Source organism: bacterium Unc6, from assembly GCA_013626165.1.
In the GTDB taxonomy this organism is placed as follows: Bacteria; Omnitrophota; Gorgyraeia; order Velesiimonadales; family Velesiimonadaceae; genus Velesiimonas; species Velesiimonas alkalicola.
The window spans coordinates 22,106-36,960 of the sequence record NDHX01000009.1 but is presented as its reverse complement, the minus strand read 5'-3'; the positions used below and the strand labels follow the sequence as shown (position 1 = coordinate 36,960).

Below are 14,855 nucleotides of genomic sequence, written 5' to 3'. Positions count from 1 at the left end.
TTTTTGGTCAGATTCTACAGATATTTTCTAAGAAGGAGTTTTATGAGGCTGTAATTAAGCAAATGTCAGGCGTTGGCGAAGGGCAAAAAGAAGTTTCGCTTCAGGAACAAACTCTTCAGCCTTGATGCCACATTCATAGAGCTTTGTGCGAGTCTTTTTGACTGGGCAAGGCAAAGGCGGATATCCTGATTTACGGACATACCCATATTCCGTACAGAAGAGACTTGGGCGGCAAGGTATTCATTAATGCCGGCAGCGTCGGAAAGCCGAAGGATGGGGATACACGGGCATGCCTGACCCTCGTCGAATGTCTGCTCGAAGACGTAAAAACAGGGTTCATAAGTGTGCCTTACGACGTTGAAAAAGTCGCCTCGGCGATTACAGTATCCGCTTGCCTGCTTTTTTTGCGGAAAAACTTCGTGAAGGGAAATGACAACCGAAATGGTTTAATGCGAGAAAAAATAAACGGGAGAAATGAAAAAATACACTGCCGAATTTATTGGGACATTCTGCCTTGTCTTTACAGGCACAGGCGCCATTGTAGTTAATGATGCCGCCAATGGAGCAATCAGCCACACAGGCATCGCGCTAACCTTTGGACTGGTTGTGACGGCAATGATTTATGCTATAGGCGATATTTCGGGCGCACACATAAACCCGGCAGTTACCATTGGATTCTGGACATCAGGCAGACTGTCAAAACATGATGTTTTGCCTTATATTTTAAGCCAGTGTTCAGGGGCATTGGCGGCAAGCATATCGCTCAGGTTATTGTTTCCGGAACATCAAACTCTCGGCGCAACCGTGCCTTCAGGGGCAGCGGTTCAATCCTTCTTTATGGAGGTTATCCTTGCTTTCATCCTCATGTTTGTAATACTCAATGTTTCCGCAGATGCAAGGGAAACAGGAATCATGGCAGGAATTGCTGTCGGCGCAACCGTGGCGCTGCTTGCGCTGTTCGCCGGTCCTGTCAGCGGAGCTTCTATGAATCCAGCCCGCTCCATTGCGCCGGCAATTGTATCGGGAAATTTCGATGCCGTATGGATTTATTTAACCGCCCCTGTTTTAGGCGCATATACGGCTGTTTTAGCCTGCAAATTTTTGAAGGATAAATGGAGGACTGTATGAAACGAAAAGTTTTATTCGTGTGCGTGCACAATAGCGCAAGGAGCCAGATGGCAGAGGCATTTTTAAACAATATGGGAGGAGACATGTTTGAGACTGAAAGCGCAGGCATTGAGCCGGGCACATTAAACCCCCTTGCTGTTGAAGCGATGAGGGATATCGGGATAGATATATCGCCGAACGAGACAAAGCGCGTGTTCGATTTTTTTAAAGAAGGACGGCTGTTTAATTATGTGATAACGGTCTGCGATGAGGCTTCGGCAGAAAGATGTCCCGTATTCCAAGGAGCCTCAAAAATGCTTCACTGGAGCTTTGAAGATCCATCTTCATTTACAGGCGAGCATGAAGAAAGGCTGGCAAAGACGAGAGAGGTCAGGGATAAAATTAAAATAAAAATAGAGGAATGGCTCCAGGAGAACAAATGATTTATAAAAAGCAAAAAAGAAAGCCCATTTTCATGGGCTTTTAAAATGGGGGGTTGGGAAGAATACAGGTTATATCAAGATGGTCAGAAATGACAGCGGTGTTTCTTTTAATGCCATTCCTGTAAATGCGCCGAAGATGGATTATGCGGTCTATTGAAATATTTAAGATTTGAGGAGAGAATACGTGGTAGCCATCATATATTTACAAAAGATGTTATTGAGGAGATACTCAATTTACAACCCAAAGGCAGTAAATCAAAACCTTATCAGGTTAAACAGGTTCGTAATGTGATACTAAAATATAAACTAGGAGAAAAGGAAAATGTGTAAGTATGAAGTAATTATTTACTGGAGCGCAGAGGATAAGGCTTTTATTGCTGAGGTGCCAGAGTTACCAGGCTGTGCAGCAGATGGTGCTACATATCAGGAAGCACTTGCTAATGTTGAAGTAATTATTAAAGAGTGGATTGCAACCGCAAAAGAGTTAGGACGCCCTATCCCCCAGCCTAAAGGCCGATTGGTGTTTGCATAAAAAAATTTAAGATGGCTATGGAATGCAAAGCATATACAGAAGACGCAATGTTGAAAGGAATATTAGTTGATTTTACTTTATTCAAACAAGTTTTCCCTGACCTTTCATTTGTTTTATTCTAATTAGAAAGCCAACTCGGCGGCGATTATTCTTCTGCTAATCATCTCAAATATGGGAGCCCTTCAACACATACAGTACTTTCATATTTTGATATTGATTTGAATATAATCACTTTGCTTGAGGGTGAAAGAAAAGTTGATAAACCAATACACAAACTGGACTATTACAAATCCTTAAGAGCGGAGAGTTTATTGACAGCACTTGAAGCATTTAAAAATTTGTTGGGATAATTAGTAAATGAATTATGGCAATAACTAAAAAATTATACAAAATATTATTTTTCAGAAAAATTAATAGAATTAAAAAAAAGTATTAAAAAGAATTTGCCGCCAATCTTGGCAGAGCCGAGTCTGTTAATGAAATCAGTCAGGATATTGTCAAAAAGACACTGCCAGTTAGGAAAAGAATGTTGCCTAATACCATGATTACAGCTCCAGTCCCCGATCATAAAGAAATTCGCATCGGCACATTACTTTCTATTGTTCGACAGTCAAACTTGCAAAAATCAGAGTTTGAATAATAAAAAATCATTGTAGTCTGGTCTTTTGAAGCTGCAGAAGACATTGAATCTATTGCTTAAGTATATCAACATAAAGGAAAATAATTAAATGGATAAGGATTATTATCGTACACTCGGAGTTTCAAGGGACGCAGACCAATCTGCTATAAAAAGTTCATACAGGCAACTTGCCCTTAAGTATCATCCGGACAGAAACCCTGGTGATAAGGCTTCTGAGGAAAGATTTAAAGAAATATCAGAGGCATATGAGGTGCTCAGTGACCCTCAAAAAAGGGCAACATATGACCAGTTTGGATATGAGGGGTTAAGGGGTGCATTTACAGGTGGTGGATTTACCTGGTCAGATTTTACGCATTTTGATGATGTGGAAGATATATTTGGAGGTTCGTTTGCAGATATTCTTCGCTCATTTACAGGTTTTGGCACAGGCACACGAAGAGGTAAAGACAAACAGGCATTTGTGGAACTTAACCTTGAAGATGTTATGACAGGCGCTGAGAAAACAATAAGTTTGTCAAGAATGGAGTTCTGTAACGAGTGCCAGGGAAGAGGAGCAAGAACAGAATCCGATTTTTCAGTTTGTCCAAGATGCAAGGGTGCAGGGCAGACAAGGTTTGTGCAAGGGTTCTTTGCGCTATCACAGACCTGTGATAGATGTTCCGGGCAGGGTAAGATTATAAAGCGTCCCTGTTCACATTGTAAAGGAAAGGGAAGGGTATCAGTAGAAAGAAGGATTACAATTAAGATTCCTGCTGGCGTGGACGATGGGACTTCCCTTAGAGTAGGCGGTGAAGGCGAGGTTTCTCAATCAGGAAGAAGAGGCGACCTTTATGTTATAATAAAAATAAATAAACATCCTGTATTTGAAAAAGAAGGGAGCAATATTATTTGCAATGTTCCTGTAAATGTTATCCAGGCAGCCTTGGGAGCAAACATTGATATTCCCACTCTTGAGGGAAAAACAGTTTCTTTAAGCATCAGCCCCGGTACACAAGATGGGCAGATATTAAGAATAAAAAAGGGTGGACTTCCTGATTTAAATTTAAGATCAAGAGCGGATATGTTTGTTCGTATTATAGTGGAAACACCTGTTCATCTTACATCTGAACAAAAAAGAATCCTTGAAGAATTTAATAAATTGTCCAGGCCGGAAAATACACCTTTACAAAAAGAATTTTCGGAAAAAATAAAAAAACACAATAAAGACAGATAAAAGGTGAGAAAACTGGGGGAAACCAGTTTCCAGAGCACCAGTCACCAGTTGTCTGTCACCAGTTACCTAAAACAAGGAGATAGATATGCCAACATATGAGTATGAATGTACAAAATGCAGTCATCATTTTGAGGTGTTTCAACATATAAAAGATGAGACTTTGAAAAAATGCCCAAAATGTGATGGAAAAGTTAAAAGACTTATCAGCGGGGGTTCAGGGCTTTTGTTTAAGGGTAAAGGTTTTTACACGACAGACTACAGAAAGCCTTCTTACCATATGAAAGCGGAAAAGGAAAAGGCGCCTTGTCCAGCCGATAAAACAGTCCCATCAACTTGCGCATCCTGTCCTGTAAAAAAAAGTTAAGAAATTATGCCAGATATAAAACCGTTCAAAGGGTGGAGATATAATCTTAAAAAAATAAAAAATATAGGAACTATTCTTGCTCCTCCATATGATGTTATATCAAAAGAAAAGCAGAGAGAACTTTATAGGCACAGTCCTTATAATATAGTAAGGCTTATACTTGGGAAGACAAGCCTTACGGATACCGAAGAAAATAATAGATGGACAAGGGCAAGAGACTATCTTAACAGATGGATAAAAGAAAAAGTTTTTTTAAAAGACGAAACCGAGTGTATATATCTCTATACCCAGAGGTTTTTATTTAATAATCAGTGGAAGACAAGAAAAGGTTTTTTTGCTCTTTTAAGGCTTGAAAAAGGTTCGGTTATTTCCCATGAGAACACTATGCCGGCCCCTAAAAAAGACAGGCTTGAACTTTTAAGGACAACAAAAGCAAATTTTGAACCTATTTTTTGTCTTTATTCAGATAAAAATAAGAATATAGATGCTATTACAAAACAATATTATAAAAAACCTGTTTTACAGATTAAGTGGGAAGATAATACAGAACATAAACTCTATATTGTTGCTCGGAAAGATGCAATAGATAAAATAAGAGGCATCATTTCTTCTCAGAAACTCCTTATTGCAGACGGTCATCACAGGTATGAAGCAGCAGTTCAATACTGGAAAGAAAGCCCTGTTAGAAATGAAAGTCTTTTAAACAGGGTAAACTCCGAAAGTCCGGACGGCTTTGTTCTTGTATATTTTACAAACATTGATGACAGGGCCCTTAAAATATTTCCCATACACAGGGTTGTGAAAGGAATCAGGTTTGATAGGTGCATTCCTACACTTGCTCCCTTTTTTAAGATACAGGAACAGACCTCTCTTGAAAAACTCACCTCTTGCCTTGATAAAAAATTTAAGACAAATGTGTTTGGCATAATTACCGATAAGAAGTTCTATTTTTTAAGATTAAAGAATCAAGGTTTTTTTAAGAAAACAGATACACAAAGAAAAAATTTAAGGTGTAAAAGGCTTGATACCGCAGTTCTTGAATACAGGATACTGCCATTTTTGAAAAGCAACGGTATAAGGGTTGATTATACACATAATGTCCATCAGGCAGTGGCAGGGGTAAGACAAAAGAAATGGGATTTTGCAGTTTTGCTGCAAGCCACAACCATAGAACAGGTTAAACAGATAGCATTTTCAGGTCAGAAGATGCCGAGAAAGAGCACATTCTTTTATCCTAAACCTCTCTCAGGGCTTTTAATAAGAATATGAATAATGATTGGGTAAGAAGAGACTTAAAACACAACTGGCATCCATATACACAGATGAAAGATTTAGAGCAGGTTCCGCCGATATTTATCCAGGAAGCCGAAGGTGTAAAACTCTATGACAACAAAGGGAATTTTTATTATGACACTTTTTCAAGTTGGTGGTGTAATGTTCATGGACATAACCATCCAAAAATCAAACAGGCTATAAAAAAACAGGTAGGACTTCTTTCTCATATATCTTTTGCGGGATTTACGCATAAGCCTGCAGTAATATTTTCAGAAAAAATTGTATCCATTGCACCTAAGGGGCTGAACAAGGTATTCTATTCTGATAACGGCTCAACATCTATTGAGACAGCGCTAAAAATGTCTTTACAGTACTGGCATAATTCGGGGTTAAAAGGAAAAAAGAAATTTTTATCTCTTGATTATGGGTATCATGGGGATACAATTGGTGCGATGTCTGTAAGCAGTATTGATGTTTTTCAGAGTGTCTTCAAGCCTTTGTTATTTTCTTCTTATAAGGTTCATTCTCCATATTGTTATAGATGTCCTGTCGGGAAAAGCAAAGATTCTTGTTCCATAGAGTGTATAAAACAGATGGAGGATATATTAAAAAAAGATTCAAAAAGTATCTGTGCAATAATATTAGAGCCTATTGTTCTTGCCGCAGGAGGGATGATAGTATATCCTGAAAAATATTTAAAAAAGGTTTTTGAACTTTCAAGAAAGCACAATGTGCATCTGATATTAGACGAGGTTGCAACAGGATTTGGAAGAACAGGTAAGATGTTTGCCTGTAATTATGCCGATATCACTTGCGATTTTCTGTGTCTGTCAAAGGGTATAACATCGGGTTATCTTCCGCTTGGGGTTACACTTACTACAAAAAATATATACGATATTTTCTATGATGATTATGAGAATAAAAAAACTTTTTTTCACGGGCATACATATACTGCAAATCCTGTTTCTATTTCTGCTGCAATTGCAAGTCTTAAAATATTTGAAAAAGAAAATACCATTGAAAACATTCGTGATACAATAAAGTTTTTTCATAGAGGATTGGAAAGATTTCGCTCTTTGTCTCTGGTAGGAGATGTCCGATATAAGGGGTTGATAGGTGCATTTGAACTTGTAAAAGATAAACAGAGTAAAAAAACATTTGACCTAAAAGATAGAATAGGATTTAAGATTTATAAGCAGGGGCTTAAAAATTCTCTTATATTAAGACCGCTGGATTCTGTAATATATCTTTTCCTTCCTCTGTGTATAAAAAACAGTGATATAGAAATTATACTTGATAGAACATATAATATTTTAGGGTCTGCTAAAAAACTCTTATCAGACCCTGATTCCACAGATTAAAAAGCAGACTACATTCACCCGACAACAAAATGTGAAAATTGTAATTATTGATTATGGTATGGGAAATCTTGCGAGCATTTATAAGGCATTTCGTTATCTTGGTTTTGAAGCCCTTATTACAGATGATGTATCTGCTATAAAAAATGCAAGTAAGTTGATACTTCCCGGCGTTGGTGCATTTAAGCATGCTATGAATTGTCTTGATATAAAGGGTATTTCTTGTGCAATAAAAGATTTTGTGAAGACAGGAAAGCCGTTATTGGGGATATGTCTTGGGCTGCAACTTGTTTTTACGGAAAGTTATGAGGAGGGAGTATTCTCGGGGCTTGATTTGATAAAGGGAAGGGTAAAAAGATTTACAGGTAAAGATAAGAGTGGCTCAAGGCTGAAGGTTCCGCATATCGGCTGGAACAGTGTCCAGTGGACGGAACAGGCAAAAAAATGTTTCATAGTAAAAGGACTGCCTGACAGAAGCTGGTTTTACTTTGTTCACTCATATTATGGAGCGCCCGAGGACCAAAACAGTGTGGTTGGCATAACCGAGTATGGAAAGACATTTGCTTCAATTGTTTGTAAGGATAATATATACGCTGCACAGTTTCATCCTGAAAAAAGTCAGTGCTGGGGGCTAAAAGTACTGGAAAATTTTATAAAGTTATGATTATTATACCTGCTATAGATTTATTAGACGAAAAGGTTGTCCGACTTTTGCAGGGGGATTATACAAAAGCAAAGATTTACAGTGATAATCCGTTGGAGGTTGCAAGGAAATGGAAAGAAAAAGGAGCAAGAAGGCTTCACATAGTTGACTTAAACGGAGCAAGAGACGGAAAGCCAACTCACTTAAAACTTGTATCCGATATTGTTAAAAGCGTAGGTATTGATATAGAGTTTGGCGGCGGGATAAGGAGCATGGATTTGATAAAAGAGGCAATAGCAACCGGGTGTTCTTATGTGACAATGTGCACAAAATTATGTGAAGATCTGGAGTTTGTAAAAAAGGCAAATAATATATTTGGTGAAAAAATTATAGTAAGTATAGACTCAAGAAACGGATTTGTTGCTGTTCAGGGATGGCAGATGACAACAGGGATAAAGGCAATTGATATTGTGAAGGATATTGATAAAATTGGAATAAAGACCATTATCTATACAGACATCTTAAAAGACGGAGCAATGCAAGGGCCCAATATTGAAGGGGTTAAACAAATCTTAAAAAATACTTCTTTAAGTGTGATAATATCAGGCGGAATAACAACAATTTCGGATATTCAAAACATTTATAGTCTTAAAAATTCAAGGGTGTTTGGTTGTATAATCGGCAAGGCCCTTTATGAGGGAAGCATTACAATGGAACAAATAAAAACAATGGCTAAGGAAGAATAAAGGAACCCTGTATGCTTGCAAAAAGAATAATACCCTGTCTTGATGTCAGGCAGGGAAGGGTTGTAAAAGGAATCAGGTTTATTGATATAACAGATGCGGCAGACCCTGTTCAGGCCGCAATTGCATATGATAAGGCAGGGGCTGATGAACTTGTTTTTCTTGATATAACTGCATCATATGAGCAAAGAAAAACAATGGTGGCTCTTGTAGAGAAAGTGGCGGATAAAATTTTTATACCGCTTACAGTTGGAGGCGGAATAAGAAACCAGGATGATATAAGAGAACTTTTAAATGTCGGGGCTGATAAAATTTCAATCAATACTGCCGCTGTTCAGAACCCTGAACTTATAAAATATGCCTCTGATAGGTTTGGAAGTCAGTGCATAGTTGTTGCAATTGATGCAAGGTTTAAGGAAAATTCCTGGCAGGTCTACACACACGGCGGTAGAACTCCCACAGGGCTTGATGCTGTTCAATGGGCAAAAACAGTTGAAGGATTAGGAGCAGGTGAGATACTTCTTACAAGCATGGATAGAGACGGAACAAAGATGGGCTACGATGTGGAACTTACAAAAAGGGTCTCTGAAATATTAAACATCCCTGTTATTGCATCAGGCGGGGCAGGCAGATTAGAAGATTTTTTAAGTGTTATAATAGATGGGAAAGCCGATGCAGTGCTTGCGGCATCTCTTTTCCATTTCGGAGAACTTACAATAAGACAGGTAAAAGAATATCTTAAAATTCAAAAAGTAGAAGTAAGAATATGAAAAAAACTATTTCCATCCTAAAATTTGATGAAAACGGGCTAATACCTGCAATTATACAGGATGGTAAAAATAATGAAGTTCTTATGGTTGCATATATGAATGAAGAGTCACTTTTACAGACATTAGAAACCGGAAGAGTAAGTTTCTGGTCCCGTTCAAGAAAAAAGTTATGGGTAAAGGGCGAAACTTCCAGGCACACACAAACCGTAAAACAGATGCTCATAGATTGCGATAACGATGCTGTGCTTATAAAGGTAGAACAAAAAGGCGGTGCTTGCCACATGGGATTCAGGTCCTGTTTTTACAGACAGATTCAGTCCGATGGAACATTAAAAAAGGTTAAAGAAAAGGTGTTTAAACCAGAAGAAGTGTATAAATAAGGCAGTAGGTAGTAGGTAGTAGATAATAGGTAGGAGAAAAAATGGTGACTGGTGTTCTGGTGCACTGGTGCACTGGTGCTCTGGTGCACTGGTGCACTGGTGCTCTGGTGCACTCTTAATATCGGAGGAAAATGTGTTCAGGGGCAGGGTTTATAAGTTTGGCGATAATATTGATACAGATGTAATTATACCTGCAAGATATTTGAATACAACTGACCCGCTGGAACTTGCAAAACATTGTATGGAATCTATAGATGCGGATTTTGTCAAAAAACTGGCAAAAGCGGATATAATTGTTGCAGGTAAAAACTTTGGTTGTGGTTCTTCAAGAGAGCATGCTCCAATTGCAATAAAAGCAGCTGGTGTATCTTGTGTTGTAGCATCTTCTTTTGCGGGAATATTCTACAGGAATGCCATAAATATAGGACTTCCCATATTTGAGTCTGTTGAGTGCGTTAAAAACACATCTGAAGCAGATACAATTGAGATTAATCCCCAAACCGGTATTATAAAAAATATCACAAATGGAAAAGAATTTAAGGCAGAACCTTTCCCGGAACTTATACGCGAAATTATAGATTCGGGAGGCTTGGTCCTGTGGGTAAAAAAAATGATTAATGCAAAAAAGAATGTATAATACTTATGAGCCCGTGAGCTTCTCATCCGCCTTATCAGAGCACCAGTCGCCAGTGAGCTCTTAAAGTTTCACGGGGCCTGTCCCTCAGACAAGTCGGAAACAGGCTTAAAAGAAGATCCAAAAAGGCGAATGCCTTATTGTGGAGGTATATGAAGCCAGATTTTAAAGAGTGTGAATTTTATCTTTTGCAGATGTTAAGAATCAGGCTGTTTGAAGAAAGGGTTATGGATCTTCTTGCAAGGAATATTGTAGAGGGTGCATCGCATCTTTATGCAGGTGAAGAGGCAGTTGCAGTAGGAGCGTGTGCAGCAATCAAACAGTCTGATTATATAACATCCACACACAGAGGGCATGGGCATTGCATCGCCAAAGGCGCGAACTTAAAAAAAATGATGGCAGAGGTATGCGGGAAATTAACAGGATATTGTAAAGGACGCGGTGGTTCTATGCATATCTGTGACATTGAAAGCGGAAACTTGGGTGCAACAGGAATTGTCGGGGGCAATATCCCTGTTGCAACAGGGGCTGGACTTTCAATAAAATTAAAAAAAACAGACCAGGTCTGTCTTTGTTTTTTCGGAGATGGCGCAACAAACACGGGTGCATTCCATGAATCACTTAATATGGCATCAACATGGAAATTACCAGTAGTGTATATATGCGAAAACAATCTCTATGGGATGAGTGTATCTGTCCAAAGAGCATGTCCCCATTCTGATATAGCAATCAAGGCTCAATCCTATTGCATGCCTTCTGAGGTTGTGGACGGAATGAATGTTTTTACCGTAAAACAAACTGTTGAAAAATTTGTAGAAGCAGCAAGAAAATCAAGAGGTCCTTCTCTGATAGAATGTAAGACATACAGATATTTTGGGCATTCAAGAAGTGATCCGAGGGTCTACAGGACAAAAGAAGAAGAAATGCTATGGAAAGCAAAATGTCCTATCCTGCAATTAAAAGCAAAAATGATTGAATGGAAAATGATTAACGAAGAAAAATATCTTGAAATGGAAAAGCAGGTATCTAAAGAAATAGACGACGCTGAAAAGTTTGCGATGGAAAGTCCATACCCAGAACCGGAAAATTTGTATGATGATGTGTATGTGTAAGAACATAGTAGGTAGTAGATAGTAGATAGGAGGTAGGGGAAAATATAATCCACCAAACCCTCCTTTATAAAAGGAGGGATATTTTTCCTATCTACTATGTTTTTTTTGGGGGGGTATATGCGCGAAATAACATATGGGCAGGCACTAAATGAAGCATTACAGGAAGAGATGGATAAAGACCCGTCAGTTTTTATTATGGGAGAAGATGTTGGAATTTATGGTGGTGCTTACGGTGTTACAAGAGGTCTATATCAGAAGTATGGGGCAGAAAGAGTCAGAGATACAGCCATAAGCGAAGCAGCAATTGCAGGTGCGGGTGTAGGTGCGGCAATGACCGGCACAAGACCTGTTATTGAGATTATGTATATAGATTTTTCAACAATTGCAATGGATGAGTTCTGCAACCATGGTGCAAAAAACCGTTATATGTTCGCAGGCAAGGTTAAGGTGCCTATGGTTTTAAGAACCCAGGGAGGCGCAGGCCGTGGCCTTGCAGGACAGCATGCACAATCATTAGAGGCATGGTATGTTCATACCCCAGGTATTTATGTTGTCATGCCTGCAACACCATATGATGCAAAAGGACTTTTAAAAAGTTGTATAAAAGATGATAATCCTATAATATTTATTGAACATAAACTTCTCTACGGACAGAAAGGTAGTGTTCCTGAAGAAGAATATACAATTCCAATCGGCGTTGGTGATATTAAAAGAAAAGGCAAAGATGTAACTATTATTGCATACAGCAGGATGGTTTATGAGGCACTCTCTGCTTCTGATGAGCTTTCAAAACAAGGTATAGAATGTGAGGTGATTGACCCAAGGACATTAAAACCGCTTGATATAGAACTTATTATAACCTCTGTAAAAAAGACTGGAAAAGCGGTTGTGGTTTCCGAAGGATGCAAGACAGGGGGATTTGCGGGGGAAGTATGTTCACAGATTATGGAACGGGTTTTTGACCACTTGGATGCACCTGTGCAAAGGGTCTGCTCCGAAGATGTTCCACCTCCTATGAGTCCTACCCTTATTGCAGAAATGCTTCCAGACAAAAACAAAATAATAAATGCTGTAAAAAAAGTACTTTCAATTGGAGGTCTAAAATGATAAGCCAGATTATAATGCCAAAACTCGGAGAGACAATGGAAGAAGGCAAAATAGAAAGATGGCTTAAAAAGGAGGGCGACTTTATTAAAAAAGGAGAGCCAATCCTTGAAATGACAACAGATAAGGCAACATTTGAGTTTGAAAGTCCGCAGGAAGGATATTTAAAAAAAATTGTTGTTCAGGATGGACAGACGGTGCCTGTAACAGATGTTATCGGATTTATAGGCGATAAGAATGAGTCTGTTCCTGATGCCCAAAGTATTTTTGCGGCAGAACAAAAAAAGGAAGAAATTGTCCTTAAAAAAGAAGAACATATTGAGGTAAAAAAAGAAGAGGGCAGAATTTTTATATCTCCCAGAGCAAAGACAATGGTAAAGGAAAAGGGTATAGATATTACAAAAATCAGAGGCACAGGTCCACAGGGTAGGATTGTTGAAAAAGATGTTCTTGAATTTATTGAAAAAATGCCAAAGGTAAAGATAACACCTGTTGCAGAAGAGTTGATAAGGCAAAAAGGCTTGGACAGATATTCAATAGAAGGTTCTGGTGAGGAAGGTAAGATCACAAAAGAAGATGTGCTTTCATTTCAGAAGCCCACCTTTTCTTCTATGAGAAAAATTATTGCCGAAAAAATGGTCAAAAGTAAAACAAGTATCCCGCATTTTTATATAACAATTTCTGTTGATATGACGCACCTTATGGGTTTTAGAAGCCTGTTAAAATCAAAAAACATGGATGTGGGCTACAATGATTTTATAGTAAAAGCCGTTTCTTATGTAATAAAAAATAATCCGTACATAGCCTCTGTATGGACACAGCAGGGTTTAGAACTAAAGCAGAATATAAATATCGGGATTGCAGTTGCCATAGAGGATGGGCTTATTGTGCCTGTAATAAAAGATGCGGATAAAAAATCATTGTCCGAAATATCCGCAGAAAGCAAGGCACTGATAGGAAAGGCAAGGGATAAAAAACTTCTTCCTGATGAGTACAGAGGAAGTGTTCTTACAGTATCCAACCTTGGTATGTTTGGTGTAGAATCGTTCAGTGCAATAATCATACCGGGTGAAAGTGCCATTCTTGCAATAGGCTCAATATCAAAACAACCGGTTGTATCGGGGGATAAAATCATTGTAAGGGATATAATGCATATAACCCTTTCTGCAGACCACAGGGTTATAGATGGTGTATTGGGGTCAAAATTTTTGCAGGAATTAAAGCAAACCTTAGAATTTCCAGGTATATTTGCATTGTAAGGCCCCGTTGCACGGCCCCATAGAACAGGTGACTGATGACGAGGTGATGGGCAACGGGGTTATGTAATAAACTTTGTGGATTTCTAACAATGTCTAATCCTTCCTGTTTATACATTCATATTCCTTTTTGTTCCGGTAAATGCAGGTATTGTGATTTTTATAGTATTTTATACAGTCCCAAATTGTCTGTCTCTTATATAGATGCCTTAAAAAAACAGATTGAGGGATTAAGGGCTCGGTTTTCAACAGTCTATATAGGTGGTGGAACACCCACAGTTCTTGATATAAAAACATTGGAAAGTCTTTTAAAAAGTGTCCAAAGTCTTTTAAACAAAGGATATGAGTTAACAATTGAAGCAAATCCTGATACCCTTGATAGGGAAAAGGCGTCTTTACTTTTAGAGCGGGGCGTCAACAGAATAAGTATTGGAATTCAGTCTTTTAATGATAAAATATTAAAAACGCTTGGCAGAAGGCATAGTGTCCGGTCCTGTCTGAAAGCGATAGATAATATTCATCAGGCTGGTTTTGAGAATATAAGCATTGATTTAATGTTTGGAACACCTGGACAAAAGATAAATGATATAAAAAATAATATAAAGGTGCTTGAAAATATTCCCGTTAATCATATATCATGGTATTCACTCGGTTATGAAGAAGGGACAAAAATTTATTGTGATTTGAAAAAAAATCTTATAAAACCTCTTGAGGACAGCATTGTCTCAGAGATGTACCTTTGTATAATAGAAAGTCTAAGAAGGATGGGTTTTAAGCAATATGAGATATCCAACTTTGCAAGGGACGGATTTAAGTGCAGGCATAATGAAACATACTGGATGAATGAGGAATACATCGGGCTCGGTGCATCAGCCGTATCTTATATTAACGGGGTCCGAAGCAGAAATATTTCAGAGGTATCCGGCTATATAGATTGTGTAAATTCAGGTGAACAGGTAACTGTGTTTAGTGAAAATTTATCTCCAATTGAAAAAGCAAAAGAAACAGCGGCACTGAAGATAAGAACAATGGATGGTATAGAAAAGATATGGTTTAAACAAAAAACAGGGTTTGATTTTGAAGAGTTAGAGTTTGACAGTATAAATGGACTTATTCAAGGCGGTTTAATATCATTAAAAGATAACAGGATTTTTCTCACTCCGAAGGGAATACTTTTTTGTGACACAGTAAGCAGCGCGTTTTTATAGAGCCTGTGAGCATAACCCACTCAACCTGAGGGGTGCCCCAAGTAGAAGCAGGGTTTGTGCAATGGGCACTATA

General features: G+C 38.3%; 16 protein-coding genes and 1 pseudogene. All 17 read left to right on the top strand.

Features of this window, described 5'->3' with window-relative positions:
* The first annotated feature begins 161 nt into the window (after positions 1-161).
* Positions 162-548, top strand: coding sequence for a hypothetical protein (locus B9J78_05000; GenBank protein MBA2124275.1), 387 nt, complete (start codon positions 162-164; stop codon positions 546-548).
* A complete protein-coding gene (locus tag B9J78_04995; protein ID MBA2124274.1) occupies positions 475-1,128 on the top strand; it encodes an aquaporin in 654 nt (217 codons plus the stop codon). Before B9J78_05000 ends, B9J78_04995 begins: the two co-directional genes overlap by 74 nt.
* Complete coding sequence (locus tag B9J78_04990) at positions 1,113-1,550, top strand: low molecular weight phosphatase family protein (GenBank protein MBA2124273.1); 438 nt, start codon at positions 1,113-1,115, stop codon at positions 1,548-1,550. The genes B9J78_04995 and B9J78_04990 overlap by 16 nt, the downstream gene beginning before the upstream one ends.
* 153 nt (positions 1,551-1,703) lie before the next feature.
* Positions 1,704-1,880: a toxin HicA gene (locus B9J78_04985; GenBank protein ID MBA2124272.1), complete on the top strand. Its 177-nt coding sequence runs from the start codon at positions 1,704-1,706 to the stop codon at positions 1,878-1,880.
* Positions 1,873-2,082, top strand: coding sequence for a hypothetical protein (locus B9J78_04980; GenBank protein ID MBA2124271.1), 210 nt, complete (start codon positions 1,873-1,875; stop codon positions 2,080-2,082). The genes B9J78_04985 and B9J78_04980 overlap by 8 nt, the downstream gene beginning before the upstream one ends.
* Positions 2,083-2,810: 728 nt before the next feature.
* Positions 2,811-3,935 (top strand): molecular chaperone DnaJ, encoded by a 1,125-nt coding sequence (locus tag B9J78_04975; GenBank protein ID MBA2124270.1) that lies wholly within the window; start codon positions 2,811-2,813, stop codon positions 3,933-3,935.
* An 85-nt stretch (positions 3,936-4,020) separates the two neighbouring features.
* The gene (locus B9J78_04970; GenBank protein ID MBA2124269.1) at positions 4,021-4,299 is read left to right on the top strand and encodes a hypothetical protein; all 279 of its coding nucleotides are present in this window, start codon (positions 4,021-4,023) and stop codon (positions 4,297-4,299) included.
* A gap of 6 nt (positions 4,300-4,305) precedes the next feature.
* A complete protein-coding gene (locus B9J78_04965; protein ID MBA2124268.1) occupies positions 4,306-5,568 on the top strand; it encodes a hypothetical protein in 1,263 nt (420 codons plus the stop codon).
* Complete coding sequence (locus B9J78_04960; protein ID MBA2124267.1) at positions 5,565-6,935, top strand: adenosylmethionine--8-amino-7-oxononanoate transaminase; 1,371 nt, start codon at positions 5,565-5,567, stop codon at positions 6,933-6,935. The genes B9J78_04965 and B9J78_04960 overlap by 4 nt, the downstream gene beginning before the upstream one ends.
* Before the next feature lie 58 nt (positions 6,936-6,993).
* Positions 6,994-7,596: an imidazole glycerol phosphate synthase subunit HisH gene (locus tag B9J78_04955; GenBank protein ID MBA2124266.1), complete on the top strand. Its 603-nt coding sequence runs from the start codon at positions 6,994-6,996 to the stop codon at positions 7,594-7,596.
* On the top strand, positions 7,593-8,321 hold the full coding sequence (locus tag B9J78_04950) for a 1-(5-phosphoribosyl)-5-[(5-phosphoribosylamino)methylideneamino]imidazole-4-carboxamide isomerase (GenBank protein MBA2124265.1): 729 nt from the start codon (positions 7,593-7,595) through the stop codon (positions 8,319-8,321). Before B9J78_04955 ends, B9J78_04950 begins: the two co-directional genes overlap by 4 nt.
* Before the next feature lie 11 nt (positions 8,322-8,332).
* The gene (locus tag B9J78_04945) at positions 8,333-9,088 is read left to right on the top strand and encodes an imidazole glycerol phosphate synthase subunit HisF (GenBank protein ID MBA2124264.1); all 756 of its coding nucleotides are present in this window, start codon (positions 8,333-8,335) and stop codon (positions 9,086-9,088) included.
* The gene (locus B9J78_04940; protein MBA2124263.1) at positions 9,085-9,468 is read left to right on the top strand and encodes a phosphoribosyl-AMP cyclohydrolase; all 384 of its coding nucleotides are present in this window, start codon (positions 9,085-9,087) and stop codon (positions 9,466-9,468) included. The genes B9J78_04945 and B9J78_04940 overlap by 4 nt, the downstream gene beginning before the upstream one ends.
* 133 nt (positions 9,469-9,601) lie before the next feature.
* Positions 9,602-10,105, top strand: a complete 504-nt coding sequence (locus B9J78_04935) for a 3-isopropylmalate dehydratase small subunit (GenBank protein MBA2124262.1) — start codon at positions 9,602-9,604, stop codon at positions 10,103-10,105.
* Between the two features lie 149 nt (positions 10,106-10,254).
* Positions 10,255-12,321 (top strand): annotated as a pseudogene (locus B9J78_04930) (dehydrogenase).
* Positions 12,318-13,577 carry a hypothetical protein gene (locus tag B9J78_04925; GenBank protein ID MBA2124261.1) on the top strand — a complete coding sequence of 420 codons (1,260 nt, stop codon included), beginning with the start codon at positions 12,318-12,320 and terminating at the stop codon, positions 13,575-13,577. Before B9J78_04930 ends, B9J78_04925 begins: the two are co-directional and overlap by 4 nt.
* A gap of 89 nt (positions 13,578-13,666) precedes the next feature.
* The gene (locus B9J78_04920; protein ID MBA2124260.1) at positions 13,667-14,782 is read left to right on the top strand and encodes a hypothetical protein; all 1,116 of its coding nucleotides are present in this window, start codon (positions 13,667-13,669) and stop codon (positions 14,780-14,782) included.
* The last annotated feature ends 73 nt before the right edge of the window (positions 14,783-14,855 follow it).